Annotated in this window: 27 protein-coding genes; 16 read left to right on the top strand and 11 right to left on the bottom strand. The window is 41.3% G+C overall.

Going from position 1 to position 21,690, the window contains the following annotated elements:
- Nucleotides 1–52 precede the first annotated feature (52 nt).
- A complete protein-coding gene (locus K1720_RS08530) occupies nucleotides 53–871 on the bottom strand; it encodes a GNAT family N-acetyltransferase (protein ID WP_251948587.1) in 819 nt (272 codons plus the stop codon).
- 56 nt (nucleotides 872–927) lie between these two features.
- On the opposite strand from K1720_RS08530, the gene K1720_RS08525 reads away from it, so the two are divergent.
- Entirely contained in the window at nucleotides 928–1,410 is a 483-nt protein-coding gene (locus tag K1720_RS08525; RefSeq protein WP_251948584.1) for a nucleotidyltransferase domain-containing protein, read from the top strand.
- Here K1720_RS08525 and K1720_RS08520 read toward each other — a convergent pair whose 3' ends face one another.
- A complete protein-coding gene (locus K1720_RS08520) occupies nucleotides 1,411–2,331 on the bottom strand; it encodes a GNAT family N-acetyltransferase (RefSeq protein ID WP_251948581.1) in 921 nt (306 codons plus the stop codon).
- A 70-nt stretch (nucleotides 2,332–2,401) separates the two neighbouring features.
- Entirely contained in the window at nucleotides 2,402–3,154 is a 753-nt protein-coding gene (locus tag K1720_RS08515; RefSeq protein ID WP_251948578.1) for a class I SAM-dependent methyltransferase, read from the bottom strand.
- Between the two features lie 63 nt (nucleotides 3,155–3,217).
- Between K1720_RS08515 and K1720_RS08510 the strand changes: the two genes are divergently transcribed.
- Nucleotides 3,218–4,207, top strand: coding sequence for a hypothetical protein (locus K1720_RS08510; RefSeq protein WP_251948575.1), 990 nt, complete (start codon nucleotides 3,218–3,220; stop codon nucleotides 4,205–4,207).
- Here the strand turns inward: K1720_RS08510 and K1720_RS08505 are convergent.
- The 7 genes from K1720_RS08505 to K1720_RS08475 are packed head-to-tail and all read right to left on the bottom strand — an operon-like array spanning nucleotide 4,197 to nucleotide 9,640.
- Nucleotides 4,197–4,751, bottom strand: coding sequence for an NAD(P)H-dependent oxidoreductase (locus K1720_RS08505; RefSeq protein ID WP_251948572.1), 555 nt, complete (start codon nucleotides 4,749–4,751; stop codon nucleotides 4,197–4,199). The genes K1720_RS08510 and K1720_RS08505 overlap by 11 nt on opposite strands.
- Before the next feature lie 6 nt (nucleotides 4,752–4,757).
- Nucleotides 4,758–5,756, bottom strand: coding sequence for a hypothetical protein (locus K1720_RS08500; protein ID WP_251948570.1), 999 nt, complete (start codon nucleotides 5,754–5,756; stop codon nucleotides 4,758–4,760).
- 1 nt (nucleotide 5,757) lies between these two features.
- On the bottom strand, nucleotides 5,758–6,855 hold the full coding sequence (locus K1720_RS08495) for an AAA family ATPase (protein WP_251948567.1): 1,098 nt from the start codon (nucleotides 6,853–6,855) through the stop codon (nucleotides 5,758–5,760).
- A 37-nt stretch (nucleotides 6,856–6,892) separates the two neighbouring features.
- The gene (locus tag K1720_RS08490; RefSeq protein WP_251948564.1) at nucleotides 6,893–7,624 is read right to left on the bottom strand and encodes a class I SAM-dependent methyltransferase; all 732 of its coding nucleotides are present in this window, start codon (nucleotides 7,622–7,624) and stop codon (nucleotides 6,893–6,895) included.
- A 1-nt stretch (nucleotide 7,625) separates the two neighbouring features.
- Complete coding sequence (locus K1720_RS08485) at nucleotides 7,626–8,348, bottom strand: class I SAM-dependent methyltransferase (protein WP_251948561.1); 723 nt, start codon at nucleotides 8,346–8,348, stop codon at nucleotides 7,626–7,628.
- A 4-nt stretch (nucleotides 8,349–8,352) separates the two neighbouring features.
- Nucleotides 8,353–9,066, bottom strand: coding sequence for a class I SAM-dependent methyltransferase (locus K1720_RS08480; protein ID WP_251948559.1), 714 nt, complete (start codon nucleotides 9,064–9,066; stop codon nucleotides 8,353–8,355).
- Nucleotides 9,050–9,640 carry a flavodoxin family protein gene (locus K1720_RS08475; RefSeq protein ID WP_251948556.1) on the bottom strand — a complete coding sequence of 197 codons (591 nt, stop codon included), beginning with the start codon at nucleotides 9,638–9,640 and terminating at the stop codon, nucleotides 9,050–9,052. The genes K1720_RS08480 and K1720_RS08475 overlap by 17 nt, the downstream gene beginning before the upstream one ends.
- 57 nt (nucleotides 9,641–9,697) lie before the next feature.
- Between K1720_RS08475 and K1720_RS08470 the strand changes: the two genes are divergently transcribed.
- From K1720_RS08470 to thrC, 13 genes are all read left to right on the top strand, one after another.
- Nucleotides 9,698–10,210, top strand: a complete 513-nt coding sequence (locus tag K1720_RS08470; RefSeq protein WP_251948537.1) for a hypothetical protein — start codon at nucleotides 9,698–9,700, stop codon at nucleotides 10,208–10,210.
- A gap of 15 nt (nucleotides 10,211–10,225) precedes the next feature.
- The gene (locus tag K1720_RS08465) at nucleotides 10,226–10,780 is read left to right on the top strand and encodes a GNAT family N-acetyltransferase (protein ID WP_251948534.1); all 555 of its coding nucleotides are present in this window, start codon (nucleotides 10,226–10,228) and stop codon (nucleotides 10,778–10,780) included.
- The gene (locus K1720_RS08460; RefSeq protein ID WP_251948532.1) at nucleotides 10,777–11,394 is read left to right on the top strand and encodes a class I SAM-dependent methyltransferase; all 618 of its coding nucleotides are present in this window, start codon (nucleotides 10,777–10,779) and stop codon (nucleotides 11,392–11,394) included. The genes K1720_RS08465 and K1720_RS08460 overlap by 4 nt, the downstream gene beginning before the upstream one ends.
- 5 nt (nucleotides 11,395–11,399) lie before the next feature.
- The gene (locus K1720_RS08455) at nucleotides 11,400–11,771 is read left to right on the top strand and encodes a nucleoside 2-deoxyribosyltransferase (protein WP_251948530.1); all 372 of its coding nucleotides are present in this window, start codon (nucleotides 11,400–11,402) and stop codon (nucleotides 11,769–11,771) included.
- Nucleotides 11,772–11,837: 66 nt separating this feature from the next.
- Nucleotides 11,838–12,518: a carotenoid biosynthesis protein gene (locus K1720_RS08450; RefSeq protein WP_251948527.1), complete on the top strand. Its 681-nt coding sequence runs from the start codon at nucleotides 11,838–11,840 to the stop codon at nucleotides 12,516–12,518.
- A 5-nt stretch (nucleotides 12,519–12,523) separates the two neighbouring features.
- Nucleotides 12,524–13,243 (top strand): carbon-nitrogen hydrolase family protein, encoded by a 720-nt coding sequence (locus K1720_RS08445; protein WP_251948524.1) that lies wholly within the window; start codon nucleotides 12,524–12,526, stop codon nucleotides 13,241–13,243.
- A 111-nt stretch (nucleotides 13,244–13,354) separates the two neighbouring features.
- Nucleotides 13,355–14,386: an ABC transporter permease subunit gene (locus K1720_RS08440; RefSeq protein ID WP_251948521.1), complete on the top strand. Its 1,032-nt coding sequence runs from the start codon at nucleotides 13,355–13,357 to the stop codon at nucleotides 14,384–14,386.
- A complete protein-coding gene (locus K1720_RS08435; RefSeq protein ID WP_251948518.1) occupies nucleotides 14,387–15,688 on the top strand; it encodes an ABC transporter permease in 1,302 nt (433 codons plus the stop codon).
- Nucleotides 15,689–15,788: 100 nt separating this feature from the next.
- Nucleotides 15,789–16,118: a methionine--tRNA ligase subunit beta gene (metG, locus tag K1720_RS08430; protein ID WP_251950657.1), complete on the top strand. Its 330-nt coding sequence runs from the start codon at nucleotides 15,789–15,791 to the stop codon at nucleotides 16,116–16,118.
- Nucleotides 16,119–16,955, top strand: a complete 837-nt coding sequence (gene speB / locus K1720_RS08425) for an agmatinase (protein ID WP_251948515.1) — start codon at nucleotides 16,119–16,121, stop codon at nucleotides 16,953–16,955.
- An 88-nt stretch (nucleotides 16,956–17,043) separates the two neighbouring features.
- Nucleotides 17,044–17,238 (top strand): hypothetical protein, encoded by a 195-nt coding sequence (locus K1720_RS08420; RefSeq protein ID WP_251948512.1) that lies wholly within the window; start codon nucleotides 17,044–17,046, stop codon nucleotides 17,236–17,238.
- Nucleotides 17,226–18,293, top strand: coding sequence for an ATP-binding protein (locus tag K1720_RS08415; RefSeq protein ID WP_251948509.1), 1,068 nt, complete (start codon nucleotides 17,226–17,228; stop codon nucleotides 18,291–18,293). The genes K1720_RS08420 and K1720_RS08415 overlap by 13 nt, the downstream gene beginning before the upstream one ends.
- Before the next feature lie 5 nt (nucleotides 18,294–18,298).
- Nucleotides 18,299–19,468, top strand: coding sequence for a threonine synthase (gene thrC, locus K1720_RS08410; RefSeq protein WP_251948507.1), 1,170 nt, complete (start codon nucleotides 18,299–18,301; stop codon nucleotides 19,466–19,468).
- Nucleotides 19,469–19,547: 79 nt separating this feature from the next.
- Here the strand turns inward: thrC and K1720_RS08405 are convergent, their stop codons facing one another.
- Complete coding sequence (locus tag K1720_RS08405) at nucleotides 19,548–20,744, bottom strand: hypothetical protein (protein WP_251948450.1); 1,197 nt, start codon at nucleotides 20,742–20,744, stop codon at nucleotides 19,548–19,550.
- A 146-nt stretch (nucleotides 20,745–20,890) separates the two neighbouring features.
- On the opposite strand from K1720_RS08405, the gene K1720_RS08400 reads away from it, so the two are divergent.
- A complete protein-coding gene (locus tag K1720_RS08400) occupies nucleotides 20,891–21,679 on the top strand; it encodes a DODA-type extradiol aromatic ring-opening family dioxygenase (protein ID WP_251948448.1) in 789 nt (262 codons plus the stop codon).
- The last annotated feature ends 11 nt before the right edge of the window (nucleotides 21,680–21,690 follow it).

Here is a 21,690-nt window from a genome sequence, read left to right as displayed (position 1 = left end):
CTCACCTGCTGTTTGTACTCATGCAAGAGCTATAAATATTTTCGTTCGTGGATTAAAGCTCCTTCCTGAACACCCAAACATCAGGTTCCTTAAAGTCAGTCCAGTTCTTAAAGCCGAGCTCCTTTAGGGGCTCGATCAAATCACTCCTATCTTCGGGGAGCATCATGTCAACGCTGTCATAACCGATTTTCTTGGCTTCAAAGCTCATCGCGGGTAAAAGCGTTTTTATGCTCTCAGTTGAAAGCTTAAAAGGTGTGAACGCGGGTTCATTCTCGTGCATTGGGACATAGAGAAACTTAAGCCCTTTATATTCTCTAATTTCTGCCTTTCTGTTCAGCCACTTCAGGCTTTCCTCACACCTGTGCAGGAGCTTCCATCCGTAAGGGATGTAGCCTTTATAATCAAGCTCTTCTAAAGAGTCAATTTTTGAAGGTTTTGGTTTTTCTCCATCTCCAAGCGCTCTCTGAACGTAGTAAAACCGCTCCACAATCTTAAACCCGTCCTTCTTCGCCATTGCAATGCTCTCTTTGTTGAGGAAGTACGTTGAAAACTCCAGTGCATTTATAACACCTTTCTCTGCCAGTTCTCTTCCTTTTGTGAGCATAAAGTTTTGGATTAACCTTCCAAAGCCACGCTTTTGGTAGTTGGGATGTACTCTAAGACCTTCAAGCCAGCCGACTTTGTCAGGCAAGATTGTAAGCTTTGCCGTTCCAATGACTTTTCCTTCTAGCTCAAGGACGTAGAAGTTCCCATCTTTTAACCATGTCTCAAAAACCCTTGCTAAGTAGTCTTCACCTTCCCATGTTAGTTTTGAAATTTCCTCGATGAAGGGCTTATCTTCGGGTTTGGCTTTCCTGATGAGAGGCTCCATTTGTATCCCCAACATTTTTAATGACATTCAGAATATAAACCCTTTGGGGTGCTGGGATGATTCCCCAAACTCATCTCAAAGTCCTGTGCAAATTATACGAGCGATTAAATGATAGTAGCGTTAACTGGGCCCTCACTGGGAGTACAAGCTTTGCTCTCCAGGGTGTTCCCGTTGAGCCCCATGACATTGACATCCAAACTGATAAGGAGGGGGCTTATGAAATTGAACGCATTTTTTCTGAGTTTGTGATTGAACCTGTAAGATTTAGGGAGAGTGAAAGAATCCGCTCGCACTTTGGAGCGCTGATAATTGATGGGATTAAAGTCGAGATAATGGGAGACATTCAAAAGAAAGTTAACGATGAGTGGGAGCCACCGGTAGACATAAACAAATACAAACGCTTTGTGAAAGTCGAAGGCATGAAAATCCCAGTTCTAGATTTAGAATATGAGTATCAGGCCTATCTCAAGCTGGGAAGAGTTGAAAAAGCGAAGATGCTGAAGAAGTTTTTGGAAGAGAGAGGAAAAGAGAATGTTTAACTATCCACAATCTTCCCCTATTGAAATCACAAAGTTTTCATTTATTTTGAACGAAGCAACGATTGTTCTGAATGAGAGATAGTCAAGGGGAGTATCAAAGTCTCCAGTTTTCTTAAAATCTATCTTCACTCTTTCGTTTTGATTCTTGGATAGTTTTAAAATCTGTTTCTCAACGAAAACTTCTAAACCTTTTGAACTTAAAGGCTCAATCTCAAAGCGTGAGTCTTCCCCATAATTAAAAACCCCAAGCTCAAATGGATTCTCATAGGCAACTAAATCAAAAGCCTTTTTTCCTTCCATAAAAGAGATTCCCGCAATTCTCGGCATTGTCTCTTCTTGTCCTGGCTGGCCTTTAAAGTAAATTTTCAAGTGTGCATTACTCATTATGTCAGCAAAAGAAATCTCATAGAATTTCTCACCGTGAAAGTTAACTGTCTTTCTGGAAACTTTGAACTCAAAGAGAGGATGAGCCTTGAGAAAGTCTTCGACAAAACTGCCTTTTCCAAACCTAAAAAGCCAGAGTTGCTTCCTTTTAGAGAGTATTGCTGGATAAAAGTTAAACTTTTTATAAAGGTTTAGGGCTGGAGTATTATCGTATTCTGTCATTAAAAATTGAATATTGTGTCCTTTGCTTTCAGATATTTTGATACACTCTTCTATGAGCTTTGTTCCAATTCCTTTTCCTTGGTATTCGGGATGCACTATTAAATTAACAATCTCTGCATAAGGTGGAAAGGCTACATCGAGAGTTACTTTTCCAACGACTCTCCCATTAGACAGTGCTATTAGGACTTTTGAATAGTTCCTTAGGCTCTTCCAAATATTGATAAGTTTTGGGCTGAATTTCCATCCTAATGTATTATAAAGTTCCTCAACACCTTCTGTAAACTTCTCTTCAAACTCAAGGACTTGGACTTTCATTTGGCACTACCTCAATTTTTAGTCCTTAAAGAGGTATTACCAGTTGAGTATATTACACATTTGGTAATGTTCAAACTTTCTGTGCAACCACTATCATCCTTGGGGCGTTTAGCGAAAGCTCTCTCCCATCCCAGTGCCCAAAAACTTTGTAAACTTCAAACTCAGCTCTTTTGAGGAGCTCTTTTACTTCCGTGAATGTGTAGAGTCTAATTGAATAGGAAACTTCTCTTCTCCTGCCGTTTCTTATGGTTATCCTCCTCACATTCATTCTCCCTGTAAAGACATCAAAGCTCGGCATGTCAATCATAAAATCTTCACCCTTCTCAAGCACTGAACAGGGAGAGAGTTGCTGAACTACAAAATCTCTGTTTGGAACATCAAGGCAGAAGAGCCCATTTGGCTTTAAGGCTTTGTAAACGTTTTGCAATACTTTAAAGTTCTCCTCGTCACTGAAATATCCAAATGATGTGTAGAGAAGTAAAACTATGTCAAATTCTTCTTTGAAGTTTGTTTCTCTCATATCTCCTTTCATGAACTTAATGCTCACTCCTTGCTCTTCTGCTTTCTTTCTTGCGATCTCTAGGAAACCCTCCATTATGTCAACGCCAACTACTTCATGCCCTAATTCTGCCAACTTTATTGCATGTCTTCCAAAGCCGCAGGCTAAATCAAGGATTCTCTTTGGCTCCTTCAATTCAAGGACTTTCACTAAAAATTCCACTTCTCTCTTGGTTCGCTCTTCAGTAAGTTTCTCCGAATAAAAATACATGTAATCGTCAACGTTAAAGACTTCCTCGATGTTGAAGTCTGACAGCTTCACCACCTTTCATCGATTTGATAAAAATTATTTTAAGTATTTTTGGTTGTAGTACCTTCTGGGATACTTATGAGCAAACTGATGGTTTACGTATGTGGGAATGGAGAAAGAGAGTACTGGGAGCATGCATACAAAGCTAAGGAGTTAATACTCAAGCTTTCTGAATCTCTCATAAGCATGGAAAACGCCTTACAGCTGGTAGATAAGAAATCCTTGGATTACCTCCTCCAAGAGGACATCTTAAAAGAAGAAAGTGGACAGATTAAGCTCAACTTCTGCTTTACACCGTGGGAAGACGTCCTGAAACTTAGAGAGATCGGAGTTAAATATGGAGAGGTTTTAGCAGAATATTTAATTAAAAACTTCAAATGGGTAGATAATAACTTGAAAAGATTAAACTGTTTGAGATACTCAAAGCTAGAGTACCTCCATTTTGCCGTTGTTGGTTGCTACGCCTTAGATTTGAAGTTCTTAACCATGCTGGAAAATGAATGGGGCGAAAATAGGAAGTTCATTCCTTATGCTCGCGAAATTAGGGATAAGTGGGAAGAAATTGCAAAGGACTTTTACTGGGGTTGCCATTCGGCAAAGTTTGGAAATTACATGTTCTACTCCTTTGGGAATCACACTGGCTCAAGAAACGCTTTTCCCGACTTAGTCTGGTCTGGAAAAGCAAGGAAAGATGAAGCAGAGGCTTTAGGGAAGGCACTCGAAGAATTTCACAAAAGTGGAAAAACAAGGGAAATTTTGGAAAGATACGAATATGTTGGAGTTCCATTCTTCGATAAACATGATATGAAGATACCATGGCAAGTTGCTGATAGGATTGCAAGTGACGTGGAAAAACTTGTAACTGAAGAAAAATGGGAAATGTTAAAAGAAGATTTAAACAAATTAAAAGCAAGCCAGTGGTGCGCTTTTGGAGAACTCTTCATTGAAGCTTGGCACTGGATTTTTGGATGGGCAAACAACGTTTTAATTAGGGAGGGCTATTTCGCAGAGCCAGAGGAAAGTGAAGATGGGGGGAGATGCATCAAGTGGGTGTCCTTTAGTGCATAAGACTTACAACCTCCACAATCCTCTTTGCTAAATAATCAACCAGCATCTGCGTTTTTGAGTCATTTATGGTTTTCCCTTCTTCTCGGTATCCCGGCACGATGACAGCACAAGCGATAATTGCTTGAGCATCTAAGATTAGCGAAGATGTTAGAGTGCAAAGTGCTTTTACACCACCTAAGTTTGAGACAATTAACAGAGCCACAACTTTATTCCTTAGGTAATTTTCGAGGTAATTTCGTTCTAAAAGTGCCCTCAGCTTGGAAGGAACGTCCATATTGTAAGTTGGTGTTCCGATGACTATTATATCAGCAGTTTTCAGCTTTTCTAAGAGCTTCACTCTTTCATCAAGGGCATCAACTTTGCAGACATCTTCACCTTTTAGGCAGTCTACACTGCAGAGCTCACCGCATGCCTTTATATCGAACTCGTAAAGGTTTATCATCTCTTTTTGCCAATCTTTTGGAAGCTTCTCAAAAAGTAAAGAGAGGGCTTTTGAGGTGTTTCCCTCTCTTCGAGGGGAGCAGCAGAGAGCGAGGAGTTTCATCTTCTATCACCGTTTAAGCTTTTTAACCTCCTTTAAGAACTCAATCCCCATATACTCTTTTCCTTCACTTTCGACCATACCAGTCACAAAAAGTCTATCTTTCCCCTGCTTAACAACCTGAACCCACCCATTCTCCCAGAGCTCTTTTTTCCAAAGGATCTCCCCTTCTTCACTTATTTTTACTAAAACAGCTTTTCGGTTGAGTTCCCCTCCCACTAAAATCGCATCTTTCACAGACTCTAATGCAATTGCGGCACCATTTCTAAAGCTCTTTTCCCACGTAATTTCATTCTCTTCGCTCAGCTTTGCAACGTAGAATCTCTCATTATGCTCGCCAGCTAAGAGGATTCCCTTTTCAGTACTGACGACATCAAAGACCACTCCATTGACAAGTGTTTTCTCTTCTAGGATGTCACCTTCTTTATCAACTCGTATGAGATGAATCTCCCAGCCATTTCTGTTTTTGGAGCTTCCGATCAGCATAATACTGTCGTTTATCATCGCAATGCCGCCAAAGACTGCATCTTCCCATTTGTCATAGGTTCTAAACCAAAGAGGTTCACCGTTCTCGTTCGTTTTCATTAGGAAAAAACCCTTTTTGCTGTCGTCCGAGGCTTCACCACCCAGAAGAATGCCGTCCTCAAGGGGGAGTATAGAATACACGCACTCGTTGCCCAGAATGTGGTACTTCCTCTCCCAGATTTTGTTTCCATTCCCATCTATCTTTGCAAGGTAAGCCCTCCAGCTCTTCCCACCGTTTGGAGTAGCTATTCCTTCAACAGCGCCGCCTATAAGGTAGCCATCGTTCACCTTGGCTATCGAATGCCCCTCCCAGTCATCTTTGCCGCCAAATAGCTTGAACCACTCCAGCTCTTCTTCATAATTCAATTTAAGGAGCATGATCTTGTAGTTCTCATTCCTTACGCTCCCTATGATTAAAATGCCGTCTTCTGCAGATATTCCAGCTGCTGGAACGGTTTCAATGCCGAAGGAGTAAACTTTCATCTCATATTCCCCCAATCTTCAAAATGGCTTTTCTCAGCGGAAGCTCGGGTATTATGTACCTACGTGTTTCTGTCTCTTCAATCAGTCCCGCCCCTTTAAGCCTCGATAGTGCCCGCTTGAAGCTTGAGTCGCTGATAATTATGTTATCGTTTGATGCAATAAACCGTGTGCTTTCTAAGAGTTCTGAATATCTCAGACCTATAGGGGGACCAAGTGCGAGAGCCTTCAGAACGTAGTAGTAAACCTTGGAGTTATAAACGGAGAAGAACTTAACGATGTCAGCTTTCCAGAGGCGAATTGCTTTTTCTCTGACTTTTTCAATGGCCTCTGCATGGGTAATACCCTTCCACCTCAAATTGCCGTACATAGCAATGAAGCCTGGAACGTTTGAGAGCTCCGTTGAGACTTCGAGAAGTTCATCCCGGGACATTTGGATGTGTCTTTTCAAAAATTTCTCCGTTGTCGAGAGATTCCAACGTGATAGGTTTATTTCATTAAAAAACCTTGAAAATCCAGCTTCTTCTTCCGATACGTTTAGGTAGCTGGCAAGAATTCCGGGCATCGAACCCGTTAGAACTATGCTTACGTTGTCATATGAGTTCATTATCATCTGAAAGATTCCCATAAAGTTTATTCCCCTTGGAAATCCCAAAACTTGAGCCTCATCAAAGACCACAACACCGTGTTCACACGTTTCATGAAGGGCTCTGAGAACGTTAAGAAGCTCCCGAGAATATTCTCCAGGAGTCACCCTCTCCTTCCATCCCTCTATAACCTTTAAACTGATTCTTAATCCCTTCTTTTCCTGTAACAGCTTTAAGTTTGACTTAGTCACTACGAGCTGGGAAACGCTTAGATTTCTTTGGCCGATAAAAGGGCTTAGATCATAGTAAAGGTAACAGAGTTCTGTGGAATGCTCACTTATGGCTATGTTGATGAGGCTTGTCTTTCCGACCCTGCGGGGCCCTAACAGCAACACAGGCTCCCCATCGAAGATGTAATCTTTCAGTTCCTCCAATGCTTTCTTATGCTCTTCTCCATGGAGATCTTTCCTTCTTGTAAGTGTTTTCAATTTAAACGGATTTTTGCCCCGAGCCATGGCTCACCCCTGAGCCTAAACTTACCACTTTAAGTATTTAAATCTTATGGATGGAGCCAGCCTTTATCCCTACTGTCACAACCATCCTCTCATTTATGTAATGGCTCTCTACTTCAAAACCTGCTTTTCTGAGAATAAACTCCACAATCCATGGAGACCAAAGGTAGAACTTGACGCTAAAAGTTGTTCCGCTGTTTAAATTTATGAAGAACCTTTCCTCTAAGCCTTCAATGAAGTTAAAGCCTTTGTGAATAGAAATCAGCGAGCCCTCTACAAAAGCATCTTTATGCCAGCTATAAAGCCCTTTTATTGTATCTGCGTATTCAATTACAAGCACTCCTTTTGGCTTTAAGACTCGATAAGATTCTCTAATTATCTCGTCAAAGTCATAAACGCTGAAGTGTGGCAAAGGAGAGCCGAGTAAAGCCACAAGATCAAAGCTTTCACTCTCAAACTCCAGTCTTTTGGCATCCATAAAGTAGAATTCTGCTTTTGAGCATCTTTCCTTTGCAATTTCCTTAGCTTTTTGGATCACTTCTTTTCTAATGTCTATTCCAATGACTCCAAAGCCGAGCTCTTCTAAGGCAAAAGTTGAGATTCCAGTGCCACAGCCAACATCTAGAGCTTTTCCTCCCTTTATGGGCAGATATTTCCTTAAGATCTCCTTTAACCCCATTATTCTCTTCTTCCCAATTTCACTTGTTGCATCCCAAGTAGTGGGAAGGGCTTTGTAATAAGCATCACTACCATCATCACAATCTCTGAACATTTTAAACACCCGAAGATTTTCTACCAACGCCCACAACACTAAAAGTCCCTAGATAGTGCGTCTCCACTTCAAACCCAGCTTTTCTCAGGATGAACTCTACAATCCACGGTGCCCAAACATTAATCTTTACTCTGAAGAAGTAGCCCTTCTCAAGATTAATGAAAAACCGCTCTACCTGTCCTTTCATGGTGTTGAGGGAAACGTGAAAAGAAATAAATGGATCTTCAACGAGCACGTGCTTATAGCCATCATGCAGAAGTCTAACCCAGTCTGCATAGTCAACGAATATAGCCCCATTGGGTTTAAGCACCCTGAAAACCTCTTGTACAATCTCGTCGAAATCATAAACGCTCAGGTGTGGGAGAGGATTTCCCAAAAGCGCAACCAAATCAAAGCTTTCATCCGGGAAATCGAGCTTCTTGGCGTCCATAACCCGGAATTCTGCTTTAAATCCAAGTTCTTTCGCAATTCCCCTTGCCTTCTCCACAAGCTCTCCCTGAACATCAATCCCAATAACTTCAAACCCCAGATTTTCGAGGGCGAAGGTTGAGATCCCCATGCCGCAGCCGATGTCCAGCGCTTTACCGCTTTTTATGGGGAGAAACCTTTCAAGCAGCTCTTTCTGCTTTTTCATTCTCTTTTTCCCAACTTCAGTTCTTGGATCATACATCCAGAGCTTTTCCTTGTATGTCGGCTCAAATGTGTAGCCGAGGTTTTTGAACATAGTATCACCTCATCCGAGCAAGAATCATATCTTTTTCTTTAAATCCCACCTCAAAGCCGTTCTTCTCAAGAACATAATGCAGAATCCACGGCGACCATATGTAGAATCTATCTCTTGAAAACACACCTTTCTCAAAATCAACGAGCAGTCTTTCGAGGTAGCCCTCGTACACGTTCACATCCACGTTTACCCTAACCAGCCCTTCAGCCTCAAGTCCCGGCTGGTTGAAACCCCTGATGAGCGTCCAGAGAAAGTCACTTTCTTGAATCACAATCCAGCCTTGAGGTTTCAGAACTCGTCTAACTCCCTGCAAAATCTTATCAAAATCCCAGATGCTAAAATGTGCCAGTGGATAGCCGAGCAACGCAACGAGGTCAAAAGTGTTTTCTTTGAAATCCAGATTTTTAGCATCCATAACGTAAAATTCTGCCTTTGAACCTCGCTTTTTGGCTAACTCTTTAGCCCGCTCTACGGCTTTTTCTTGAATGTCTATGCCCACAACTTCAAAACCAAGCTCTTCTAAAACAAAACTGCTTAGCCCCGCATTGCAGCCAATGTCCAAAGCTCTGCCATTTTTAATAGGTAAATATCTTGACAGAATATCCTTTAACTCCGCAAATCTTTCTCTACCTCTTTTGCTTTCTATATCATATTCATCTCGGATCTTTTCGTAGAATGGTTCATCAGTATAGCCGAGATTTTTAAACACTTCTCTCACTCACCTTTTGGATTATTCTCTCTACAAACCTATTTATCCGCTTTCTGATTTCATGCTCTTCAATCAGGTCCCTCCTAATTGAGCTTCTCCCATATTCGTTTGATGATATTAGTAGTATCTCGGGCCAGTATTCTGATGCTGTGGTTCCATAGAGCACCTCGTGGAGTGCCATATCTCCGCCGGAGGAGAGATTTCCTACGACGATGAAGTTTAGCTTTCTTGCAAAGTTGTTCCACTCCTCGTAGCTCTTAAACACTGCTTGGCCCCTTTCGCAGAAAGCCCTGTAAAGGCCCGATGCATGTCCTCCATAAGTTGGTACTGCAAAGATTAAGACATCGGCTTTCATGGCCTTTTCGTAGAGCAGAGGAACATCATCTTCAATAGGGCATTTCCCGGAGAAGCACTCATAGGAGCAGTGGTTGCATGGTGTGACCCGAAAGTCATAAGCTTCCAGCAACTCAGTATCAAAGCCTCGCTTTTTGAGATTATCAAGACAATGGCCTAAAAGTCTCGCACAGTTTCCATTTTTCCTTGCGCTGAACGCTATACTTAAAGCTTTCATTTTGTCCCTCAAAGTTACAACGCAAAAGAGTTTTAAATCTTTATCGGGGAATTGAAATTTGGTGATGAAATGAAAAGGCTTTTTGGAGTTGTTTTAATTCTGCTCGTCATTGCTTTATCCGCATCGACATACTCCCTTCATCAATATCGGAAAGAGAGAGAAAAGATCCTGAATAGGATTTATACCGACTTTGAAGTGAACCGCTGGGAACTTGAAGGAGTAGGTGGTACACTGGAGTACCTTTTGAACCAAAATGCGTCTGATGAGGTTATTTCCCTTTACCTCATAAAATACAGAGACAATGCCATGGTTACTGGAAAGGTATTTTCGATTCTCTACTTCCAAACTGACGAGGATAAATTCATTGAGATAAGCACCGCAATAGACAATCTTGCAAGGTTTCTCAACACGCTTGCCAATCGTCCTCCCAAAGATAGAAGGACTTTACTCATGGAGAATATTCAAACACTCAAAGAGTTTGATCGCCTTTTCAAGAAGCTAACGAAGTATCAGAACTTTGAGGATATTCCGGGGGAACTTGCAAAGGAGCTTCTAAACGCTTCAGAAAAGCTGAAGTATTGATGAGGGGTGAGTTTTGTGATTTTGGCCTGTGGTGAGAAGGTACTGCTGAGGGATGCAGTTGAAAAAGATGCAGATGCATACCTCCGCTGGATGAAAGAGGGCGAATGGAAAAAGTATGATGCTCCTTGGGAAGATGATTTTATCCCGGCAGATGAAGGCGAAATAAGGAAACACTTCTTTGAGAAGTTCATAAACGACAGAAAAACACCAAAAAGCTCTGCAATAATCGCCACGAAAGAAGACAGGCCAATTGGATGGGTGATTAGGTACACGGAGAACGAATTTTACAGCGTCTGGTGGGTAGGGATAGACATCTGTGAGGATGCATACCTCGGGAAAGGTTATGGGAGTGAAGCCCTAAAGCTGTGGGTTGATTACCTGTTTTCAAACTCAGACATACATAAAATTGCCCTTGGCACGTATTCGTTCAACAAACGGATGATCAAAGTTGCGGAAAAGCTTGGATTTAAGCTCGAAGGAGTTGAGCGAGAAGTTATTTGGTGGAACGGAGAATGGGCGGATAGGCTCATGTTTGGGATGCTTAGAGATGAGTGGAGGAGTAATTTATGAACTTTCTCAAACTCTACTATGATGAAGCTCTCAAAGTTTTTTATGAATCTGGTGGATGTGAAGAGGAGTTGTACTGGCTAATGAGTAGCATATTAGTTAAATATCCACAACATAGAGATGAACTCAAAGTTAGGAGAAAATTAATGGATCTAATAGTTCAGGATGTTAAAGGAAAAGTTCTCGATGTTGGCTGTGGGGTCGGGATTTTAACGTTCATGATGGCGCTCAAGGAGGAAGTTGAGAAAGCTGTTGGCATTGATAAGGGCTGTGAAGTGATTAGCTTCTGCAATTGTTTGAGAAACAAAATCACCGAGAAAGCTGAGTTTTTATGCAGTGATTTCCTGAGTGTGGAAATTAATGAGGGATTTAACTGTGTTGTCTTCCTCTATACACTCCATGACTATGAACCGGAGCCATTTTTAGAAAAAGCTCTTGAAGCTTTGGAGGAGGATGGACGAATAATTGTTGGTGATTTTGACATAAACGGGCTTAGGGAGAAAATTAAGGCATTTGTACAAGAAAATGGGCTAAAAATCGTTAAAGACACTACTATTGGAAGGGCAAAGACACATGAGGGTTTTTATGAAGCATTTTTAATTACCGCTAGGAGGTGAAAAGTATGAGGGTCTTCATATCCTCCTCTCTGAGGAATAAGGAGTTTAACAAAAGGATAGCTGAGGTTCTTGAAAAGCACGGATTTGAAGTTTATCTTCCTCAGAGAGATACGCCACAATCTAATGATATAGAGACTGTCTTCAGGGCAAACATTGAGGGTATTAAAAAAGCGGATGTTGTAGTTGCCGTCCTAATCAATTATGGACGTGACCTTGGATTTGAAGTCGGCTTTGCTTATGGACTTGGGAAACCAATAATTGGTCTGACAAATGATGAAAGCTATAAAGAGGACAAGATGATTGCAGGAGCACTTACAGATACGGCAAAAAGCCTAGAAGAGTTAGTCTATAAAATGGAAGAGATCAGTAAGGGTTAAATAGCTAATAGTAAGACCGTCACACTTATATCCCAATCCCGCTTAATTAAGGATATGACGCAAGGTATGAAGCGTGATCTCCACGTAATCTCAGCCCTAATCCTGCTCGCCAACATCTTCAAGCGCTCGCCTATTTACAACCTCTTTTATCTTCTTGCAATGGTTGTTGCTTCCCAGCGGCTCTGGAGGGACTTCCCAAGGTTTTTCGCAATCTCCGTTCTTGTGGGCTTCCTTGCCGAGGTGGCTGGTACTCACATGTGCACACCCTTTGGCTGCTATTACTACGAAAACCTTAAACCCCAGCTTTTCGGCGTGGCTGTATTTGTTCCCCTCGCATGGGCAATCTTTGGGTTTGTGTCCTATCTAACGGCACGCTATTTCTTCAATTCTAAAACTGGAAGAATACTTTTTGCATCACTCCTGATGGTCATCCTCGACCTCTCAATCGATCCCATCATGACCTCGTGGAGGGCTTGGGTCTGGAAGACAACAACAGCTGTAAACTGGTTTGGAATCCCATGGACGAACTATCTGGGCTGGTTTATCGTGTCTTTGACGTTTTTCTACCTCTACGAGCGTATTTCAAAGGGTGAAGTTGGGGAGGGGCTTTTGAAGCTCGCTCCGTCAATTTACCTTCTAGAAATGTTCACATTCATGATTTATGCTCCCCGGAGCGTAAAAGCTCCCACAGAGATTGCGTTTTTAATCTCTTTAGCTGTGATTCTCCCGCTGTATTTACAGAGGTGAATAAAATGAGGGTAGCCCTAATTCCAATGAAGGTTGAAGCCGGGAACTTTGAGGCGAACTGGAAGGAGTTTGAACGGAGGTTCGAGGAGGCACTGGAGCACAGCCCCGACATCATGGTTTTCCCAGAGTACTGCCTCACGGGCTTTGATGAGTGGGACTTCAGCGGAGCAAAGCTCTACGATGAGATCGTGGACAGGGTGAGCGCACTTGCGAAGGAGAACTCTGTCTATGTAATCCTCGGTCTCCTTGAGCCATACAAGCGCTGCGTTTACAACTCCGCGCTGCTCTTCAACCGGGAAGGTGAGGTTATCTTAAAGCACCGCAAGTTTCAGGAGCCGATGAAGTTCTGCACCGGCAACACCGTAAGAACCGCGAGGACGGAGTTTGGTAAGGTGGCAATAATCATCTGCGGCGACCTCTACAATAAGCGCATATTGAAGTGGATCAAACGCAAAAAACCCGACTACATCTTTATACCAATGGATCGCTCTCCATGGGGCGATTTTAATTTAGAGGAAGAGATTAAATGCATGGGCGGGAGGATCAAGCTCTTAGAAGTTAAGACTTTCATAGTGAACTCCTACGCCCACTGGGACAGCTTCGGCGGTGCATGGGTATTCGATGAGAATGGGAATCTCTTGGCTCAGAGTACTGGAGATAATATCCTGATTTTTGACTATTTCTTCAAGCCTTGTTGTTTAGAACGAAATGCAGCTCAAACATAGTATGCAAAAAAGTACATTGAGTTTCAAATACCTTTTATTCATGTGATGTTTTAGTTTGAGTTTGAAAAATTTTATATTGTTGTACTTGTTCATAGTATACGGAGAAATACTATGAAAGTTCCTTACAAAACTGCAGTTAGATTATTTGCAATTTATCTCTGTGTATTGCTTGTAATAACAACCACAGCTGGATTGGCCAATGAAAAATTGGCTCGAAAAGAAGCTGAAGAAACTGTAGTTATTCTTCAATATACAAATCCTATGTTTTATGAGTTACTAAAGGAAAACGCCACAAAAGAAAATAAAACTGTTGTTCAGTATTATTACGAAAAATTAATAGAAGTGAGAGGGTTAAATAAAAATGTAATTATTCAGGGAATTCAACTTTTAAGGCAAAGCTGGGAAGAAATAAAGCCCATAAAAACTGTTAAATTGGGAAGAGCTGTTTTAATAACCTTAGGTGTGTTACTCTCTTCAATGCTTTTAATAATTTTTACGAGCATTACAGTTGGAATGAAGATAGCAACAAAACCTTCTCTTTTAGATTTCGTAGAAAGTCTCGCTAGATTTTTCAATGGAATCCCCTCTTGGTGGATTGCTGTTCTTTTTGTGTTTATTTTCGCCATTAAATATAATATTCTTCCTGCAAGTGGGTTAATGAGTATTCCACCAGAAGAGGGGGTTGGGTTGGCGTTTGATATTTTGAAGCATCTGATTCTACCAGTTGCTACAATAGTTTTTGTTTTTGTTTGGGAATTTATAGTCATAGTAGCTAGAGAAACTCAAAGGGAATTTGGGGAGGTTTATATAATTACTGAAATCGCCAAAGGAATGCCTAATAAGGTTATCTATTGGAAACACATACTTAAAAATATTGGAATAACCTTGAGCTCATTTACTGGTCAAAAGTTTATGGAGATGTTTACGGATTACCTTGTATTGGATGCGTTCTTTTCCCTTCAGGGTTTGGGCTTACTATTGAAGAGTAGCTTCGTTAGGGAAGTTGTTCCAAATGTGGGAGTTGTAGTTAATTTCAGGCCTTATCTATTCTTTCCACTTACAATAATCATAGCCACGTTGTTCTTTTTGATATCTTTAGTTATTGAGCTGATTAAAGGGATGCTTGATCCGAGGGTGAGTTAAATGAAGTTAAAACTACGTCAAAAAGTAGGACTTGTAATCTTAATACTCTTCGCTGGTTTTGTTTTACTTAGTGAATTGAGTGTGCCCAAAGAAAAGCTCAATAACTGGGAAAATCCGTTATACTGGAGTAAATATCCCAAAAAAGCAAATCCGATATGGTTCTCCATGTTGGATAAGGAAACTCCTACTGTTGTTCTTTCTCTTTCGGAAGTTACAGAGATTGGGGACGATTACTGGCTTTTCACATATGTTTATACACACACTTATCCTCGCCCTCCAAATGATATAGTGTTTCGCAGAATTGAACCAGCATATTATATAATTGAAATTACACGGCCAGATGGTATTAAAATAAGAGTTTATGATGACGAACTCAAAGAGGACGTCAATTTGAATACTGACCCTAAAATGGCTATGCAAATATTTTCAGCTATGAGATCAAAGCTCAATCTTAATGAAGAAGATAAAGCTATGGTGTACCCAATAGAAATCCTCTTTGCAAAAGATCCTGATTTTACAGTACTAAATGGCCCCTATACAATAGAGGTGCTATGTAGTTGCAGAAGGCCCCCACAAATCATAGTTCAAGGGAATGCTTATGGAATCTTGGGAACTGACAATTACGGAAGGGACATATGGGTTGGTTTTGTTAAAAGCATGAGAAATACCCTTTATTTGGCTTTAATTACCTCTACTATTATAGTTCTTCTTGGTTTGTTGATAGGATCTCTCTCAGGATACTTTGATAATAGGCTTTCAAAAATAATCACATTCATGCTTGAGGTTCTCACATCGCTTCCTATTCTTCCAATTTTGGTTGTTATTACTTGGGTAATGTCAACCCAAGGATTTGGAGAAAGGATTAATGTCCCTCCACTAAAATTTATGTTGATCCTAGCGTTTCTCTTAATGGGAAAATTTGCTAAGACAATACGAATGATCACAATAAAAGAGAAAGCTAAAGAATACATAACAGCTGAAGTAGCTATAGGAGCTAGTGGATTTTACATCTTAAGACGACATATTGGTCCGATTATCCTAGAGCATGCACTAAGACATTTCACATTCCTAATGCCTAGAATTGTCGCCCTAATCTCCCTCTTTGGATTCTTTGGGATGATTCCTGGAACCAATTGGGGTTCTTTTATGATTGAAGCAATGGAGCAAGGGGCATTATACGGGAGCAAATGGTGGTGGATTCTTTCACCTGGAGTAGCGATGGCATTCTTGAGTTTGGGGTTTACTCTCCTATCTTTAGGACCTAGTTATGAAGAAGAGGGCATGGAGATATGGCTAACATGAACTACCCTGCTCCTCTGGACGGAGTTTCGTAAGAGGCCACTGGGATAAATTTAAGAGAAAACTCTAAATATTCCTCTACCTAATAATTTTGGTGTTGAATATGGAACTCTATGACGTTAATGAATTCTGGAAGTTTGATCTTAGGGTTGGATTGATAAAGAAAGCTGAGAGATTAAAAAGAACTAAAAAACTCATAAAACTTGAAGTTGACTTTGGAAGCGAACAAAGGACTATAATAACAGGGCTAGCTGATCAATACAGTCCTGAAGATCTTGAGGGGAAGAAACTCATTTTTGTCTTAAACTTAAAACCTAAAAAACTCTCTGGAATAGAGAGCCAGGGAATGCTTATTGTAGCTGAAAGTGAGGATGGGAAAGTTTACCTCCTGCCTGTCCCAGATGAAGTGCCCATTGGTACAAAGGTGTGGTAAATGTTTTTTGGGATTCCGCACTCAATAACCCCCAATTTGTATATTCTCGGGGTGCCATGGGACGAATCTTCTTCTTACAGGAAAGGATCTAAAGACGGCCCCAATGCAATAAGGGAGGCTACTTCAGGAGAACTCTATAACAGCTTTAGTGAGGGTCTTGTGGACCTTGCAAAGCACTGGCGATACAAGGATCTTGGAAATGTTATAGCTGAGAGTTTTGAAGAACTCGTGAATCGAATTGATGACATCGTCACAGCTCATTATAATGGAGAACTTTTTCTTTTCCTAGGCGGGGATCATTCAATAACCTATGCGACTATTAAGGCCATTAAAGAAGCCTCTGGAGAGAGTTTTGGATTAATTTACTTTGATGCCCATCCGGACCTATACTCTGAGTATGATGGAGACAACTATTCCCATGCATGCACTGTAAGGCGTCTTGTAGAGGAGGGTTTAGTAAGAGGGAGTGAAGTTATTCAGATTGGAGTTAGAGCTCCTACTAAAGAACAGATTGAATTTGCGAAAGAGCATGGAATAAGAATAATTTCTGCTTCAGAAATATATCGTTCTCCAAGAGTGCAAGTTCCATTTGAAAAAGCATATCTTTCCTTTGACATGGATGTTCTTGATCCAGCATTTGCTCCAGGGGTTGGAAATCCTGAACCAGGTGGTTTAACCACGAGAGAGCTTGTGGAAATAATAAAAGGGTTAGATGTGGATATAGTCGCCTTTGACATTGTAGAACTTAACCCGGAGTATGATTACAAGGGGATAACTGCTTTTGCAGCTGCGAAGATAATAAGGGAGGTGCTAGGAAAAGCTGTATTTGTGGAGTAAAGTTCTACAAAGATTGTCCAAGTTGTGGAGTATAAATCCACAAAATTTATATATTATGTGGAGTATAACTCTACAATGAGGGAAAAGCATGGTATCACTCAGAGAATTAACCTGGGAATATATTGAGGGATTACGTTATGTTAAGGAGATACCTAGAGAGGTAGTTCTTCCTATTGGAATGGATATAAAAGCTATTATTGGGCCCAGACGGGTCGGAAAAACTTTTTTAATGTTAAAAAAGCCAAAGATCTATTACAACATGGGGAAAATGTGCTGTATTTAAATTTTGACGATCCTGAGGTTAGAGAATATGATGTGAGAAAGCTCGCAGAACGTGTTAGAAGTGAATATCCCTCTGGAAGGGTACATCTTTTTATTGATGAAGTTCAAGAATGGAAAAATTGGGACTATAACCTTCGATGGCTCCATGATGTTAAGGACTTTGACATCTATGCATCTGGCTCTTCCTCATCCTTGTTGTCTTCCGAAATTCCCAGTCGTCTTAGAGGACGTTACATATCCCGGACGATATTTCCATTATCTTTTAAGGAGATTGTTCGTGGAGAGGGTATTGATTTCCAAAAACTTACATTTAGGGAGAGGGGAAAGATCCAGGGACTTCTTAGAGAATATATAAATTATGGAGGGTTCCCTGAGGTCTGGGAAGTGAAATCAAGGGAAAAAATCATCTTCATACTCGATACAATGTTTTATAGGGACATCTTGGAGCGCTTTGGATTCAGAGATATAGGTCTTTTTAGAGAGGTTTTCTACTATATTCTGGCTCTATACTCCAGTTATTTCACTTATCGATCTCTCAATAGAGTGATAACCTCTACCGGTGTAAAAGTCGATACAAAAACATTAATGAATTATGTTCATGCCATGGAGAGCGCTTTTCTTATTTTTGAACATCCGGTGTTTTCAGCGTCTCAAAGTGTTAAAACAAGATCTCCAAGAAAGTTATACCTCATTGATACAGGTATAGCAAGTCTCTTCTTCAAGGGTCATGATTTAGGTCGGAAAATTGAGAATGTCGTTTTTATTGAACTGATGAGGAGAAAGCACTATCGTGGAAACATGCTCGATCTCTCGTACTATCCCAACCCGGAAGTTGACTTTGTATTGAGAAGGGGGAATGAGATAACGGAGCTAATTCAAGTTACCTATGAGTTAACTCCAAATAACTATGAACGTGAGGTTGGGAATCTGATAAAAGCGGCAAAGAAATTATCGTGTTCAAAACTGACCGTTGTGACATGGAATCAGGAGGAAAAAATTAAAGAGAAGAATATAGAAGTCAACGTTGTCCCCCTCTGGAGATTTCTTTTGAGGTGAATTCCATGCTGAAGTGCACATCATGTGAGAGGGAATACTCCCTAAGGAATGCCTACCAAAGGTGTGAATGTGGAGAACCCCTTGAACTTGAGCTGTTTAAGAGCGTTCCCGGCATAGGAAGAAGGGTGTGGGAACGGTTTTCAGGATTCTTTCCCTTTGAACTTAGGCCTGAGCTCAGTCTTGGTGAAGGGGATACTCCACTAACCAAAGCAAAGAAGCTCTCAAGAGAACTTGGAGTTAAACTTTACCTTAAAAATGAAACTCTCAACCCAACATGGAGCTTTAAAGATAGAGGGACTTATTTAGGTATTCATAGGGCCCTTCAGTTGGGGTTTAAAAAAATTGGCACTGTTTCGACTGGTAATATGGCTGCGAGTGTTGCGGCTTATGGAGCAAGAGCTGGGCTTGAGACATACGTTCTGGTTTCCTCGGACATAGCAGAAGAAAAATTGAAAGCTCTTGCCCTTTATGGGGCTAGAATTATTAAAGTTCAGGGCGATTATGGGGAGATCTACTACAAAAGCCTCAAAATAGGGAGGGAAAAAGGAATATACTTCATAAATTCGGACGATCCTTTCCGAGTTGAAGGATACAAGAGCATGAGCTTTGAGATAATTGAGGAAGTAACCCCGGACTACGTTGTTGTGCCAACATCATCAGGAGGGCTTTTCAGAGGGATTGTGAAGGGGTTTCTGGAACTTAAGGAAAGTGGACTCATTGAGGAGCTTCCTTGCTTTGTGGTGGTTCAAGCTGAAGGTTGTTCTCCGATATGTAAGGCATTTAATGGGGGGAAAGAGAAGATAGAGCGGTTTGAAAATCCACATACAATAGCCCATGCCATAGAAAATCCCTATCCGCCAAGCGGAAATGGTGTTTTGAGACTTTTGAGGGGACTTAAAGGGTTATGTGTTACAGTTAGTGATGAAGAGATTTTGGAGGCCCAAAGGGAGCTTGGTAGAGAAGGCTTATTCGTCCAGCCAGCCTCTGCAACAGGGATCGCTGCGATAAGAAAGCTCAGGGAAAAAGGGATTATTGAGGATGGAAAGATTAAGGAGAACTCGAGGGTTGTCTCCATACTAACCGGCTCCGGGTTGAAGACACTCTCGCACGTTGAAAGGGGAAGGATAAAAGAGTGCTGGCTGGAGGAACTTGAAGAGTGTCTTGGGTATCGATAAGAAAAGGAAATGCCCTTACAAGGTTAGAATAGCTGTCAAAGTTTTGACAAAAATAAACTAAAAAGCGTGTAGAAGAATATTAACCCCATTGAAGGAATATCTCATGGTAGTTTCTACCATCTCTGTCTAAATACGCGTAATAGAGAACGTCATGGCTTCCCCACTCGTTAATCTTGACCTCATAGTGTGGTCTGTAGTGAGATTTGCTCTCTCTGTAAGTATCGACGCTCCCTGTGAAACATACCTGCACTCCTTCACCCCCACAGACTGAGATGGAAGTGCTGAAATAGACTCCTTCATTATCTGTTGGTGCGTCAAAGCTTATGGCGAACTCATTTGTCCCCTCTGATTTGTACCTTGCCTCACGCTCGAGGTTTGATGGTATTCCCCCACTGTATGATCCTGTAATTGTAGAATGGAAGTTCTTTATTCTCACTGGAACCAACGACCAGATGGCCCTGCACCATGTCCAGCTACATATCTCATCCTCACTTATCTGATAAAGAACATCAGAAGTTACCAGCCTGACGTTCCCGTTGGAGACACTATAGGTTATCCACACATCTTTGTCCTGAACCAAGGTCGGCCCACTGCTCTGCCATTCATCTGGATCCGGCGGCACCCCTGATATTGACTTTGACTGGGAAAAGCTTTCGTAGGATATTGCATCGTCTCTTTCAACCACCCAACTCACTTCTAACCCAGGAAGGCTTCTTATTTTAGCTGTTTTTATTCCGTTCATCCTAAGAGTGCCATAATCTATGGACGAAGTACCTTGAACGTAAACCCCTTTCTTAACGGGCTCATAGTGGAGGGGAACTTCCACGGAGACCTTTGTTAGGGGTTCCTTAGGCTCAAAATTTATCACCCGTGCACCCCAGTAGTTCTCATCTGCAATGATTACCAGAAGTGAAACCGGTCTGAATCTCGTCTTGAGAACCTGCTTGATTTCTCCATTCTCTTGGACATTTTCTATGTATGTGCCAATGGGAATTCTTTCTATCTTCACCGTGGGGCTCATAAAGTTTCCGGAATACAGGATCTTTGGAATTTCCGTGCTATAATCTTTGATTACTATGATGGGATTGTGAAGGGTCTTCTCTAAGTTCACATTAATGTTTACAAGCCCAATGGGCTTTCCTTGGAGCCAGTCTAGGTATGCACTGTAAAGAACATCGGAGTTCTCAAGAGGCACTCCATACGCTGTGGGAATGGCTACAAGTATTACTAAAACTAAGATGGGGATGGCCACCATAAGTTTGGCTCTCCTTTCCATTTGTCCCCCTCAAATACTTTTTCATGTTTATTACTACAAAGTTGTATATAATTTTTTCGGCATTTATGTACATAGTTATATAGTATCCACAAGTAACAAACGGCAAATGGTATAAACATAGAATTGCAATTACAGAGGGTGATGTCATGCTTGTTGGAATCGGTCTGATGCCCCACGGAAACCCTGTTCTTAACCCTGAAGATGAAGAAACGAGAAGGCTTGCAGAAGTCCTTGAAGAAATTGGTAGAGAGTTTTCAAAGGCAGATTCGTACGTTATCATAAGTCCTCACAACGTCCGCATGAGTGAAGCTTTTGGAGTTATAATGGCTGAAAACCTTGTCTCATGGATTGGTTTTGGAGGAATCGAACTTCCTGGTGATTACCAAACTGAAAGAGAACTCGCCAGAGAAATATATGGGAGGGCAAAGGCTAAGGGACTTCCTGTGGTTGATATAAACTTTGCTTCACTAGGTGGGGAATATTCACGTTTTCCCCTCACATGGGGAGAACTTATACCCCTTCACTTCCTCGAAAAGAGGCCCCTTGTTCTGTTAACTCCAGCACGAAAAGTTCCAAGGAGAATCCTTGTTGGATTTGGAGAAGTCATTGCCGAAGTTCTTGAAGAAGATGAAAAGAGAATTGCATTTATAGTAAGTGCTGATCATGGCCATGCACATGATCCAAACGGCCCTTATGGTTATGCTCCGGAGGCAAAAGAATACGATAAGCGCATTATGCAATTCATTAAAGAGAACAAACTTGAAAAACTCCTCAGTATTTCGGATGAACTGATAAACAAAGCCCTTCCTGATAGCTACTGGCAACTGCTTGTTCTCTATGGAGTGCTCAAAAAAGTACCTATGAAAGTAAAAGCAACAGCCTATGCTTGTCCAAGCTACTTTGGTATGGGTGCTGCTTTGTTTGTCCGATCCTGAGAGAGTTTAAC

The organism is Thermococcus argininiproducens (assembly GCF_023746595.1).
Taxonomy (GTDB): Archaea; Methanobacteriota_B; Thermococci; order Thermococcales; family Thermococcaceae; genus Thermococcus_A; species Thermococcus_A argininiproducens.
The sequence above is the reverse complement of the archived record's forward strand: the minus strand, read 5'-3'. Positions and strand labels throughout refer to the sequence as shown.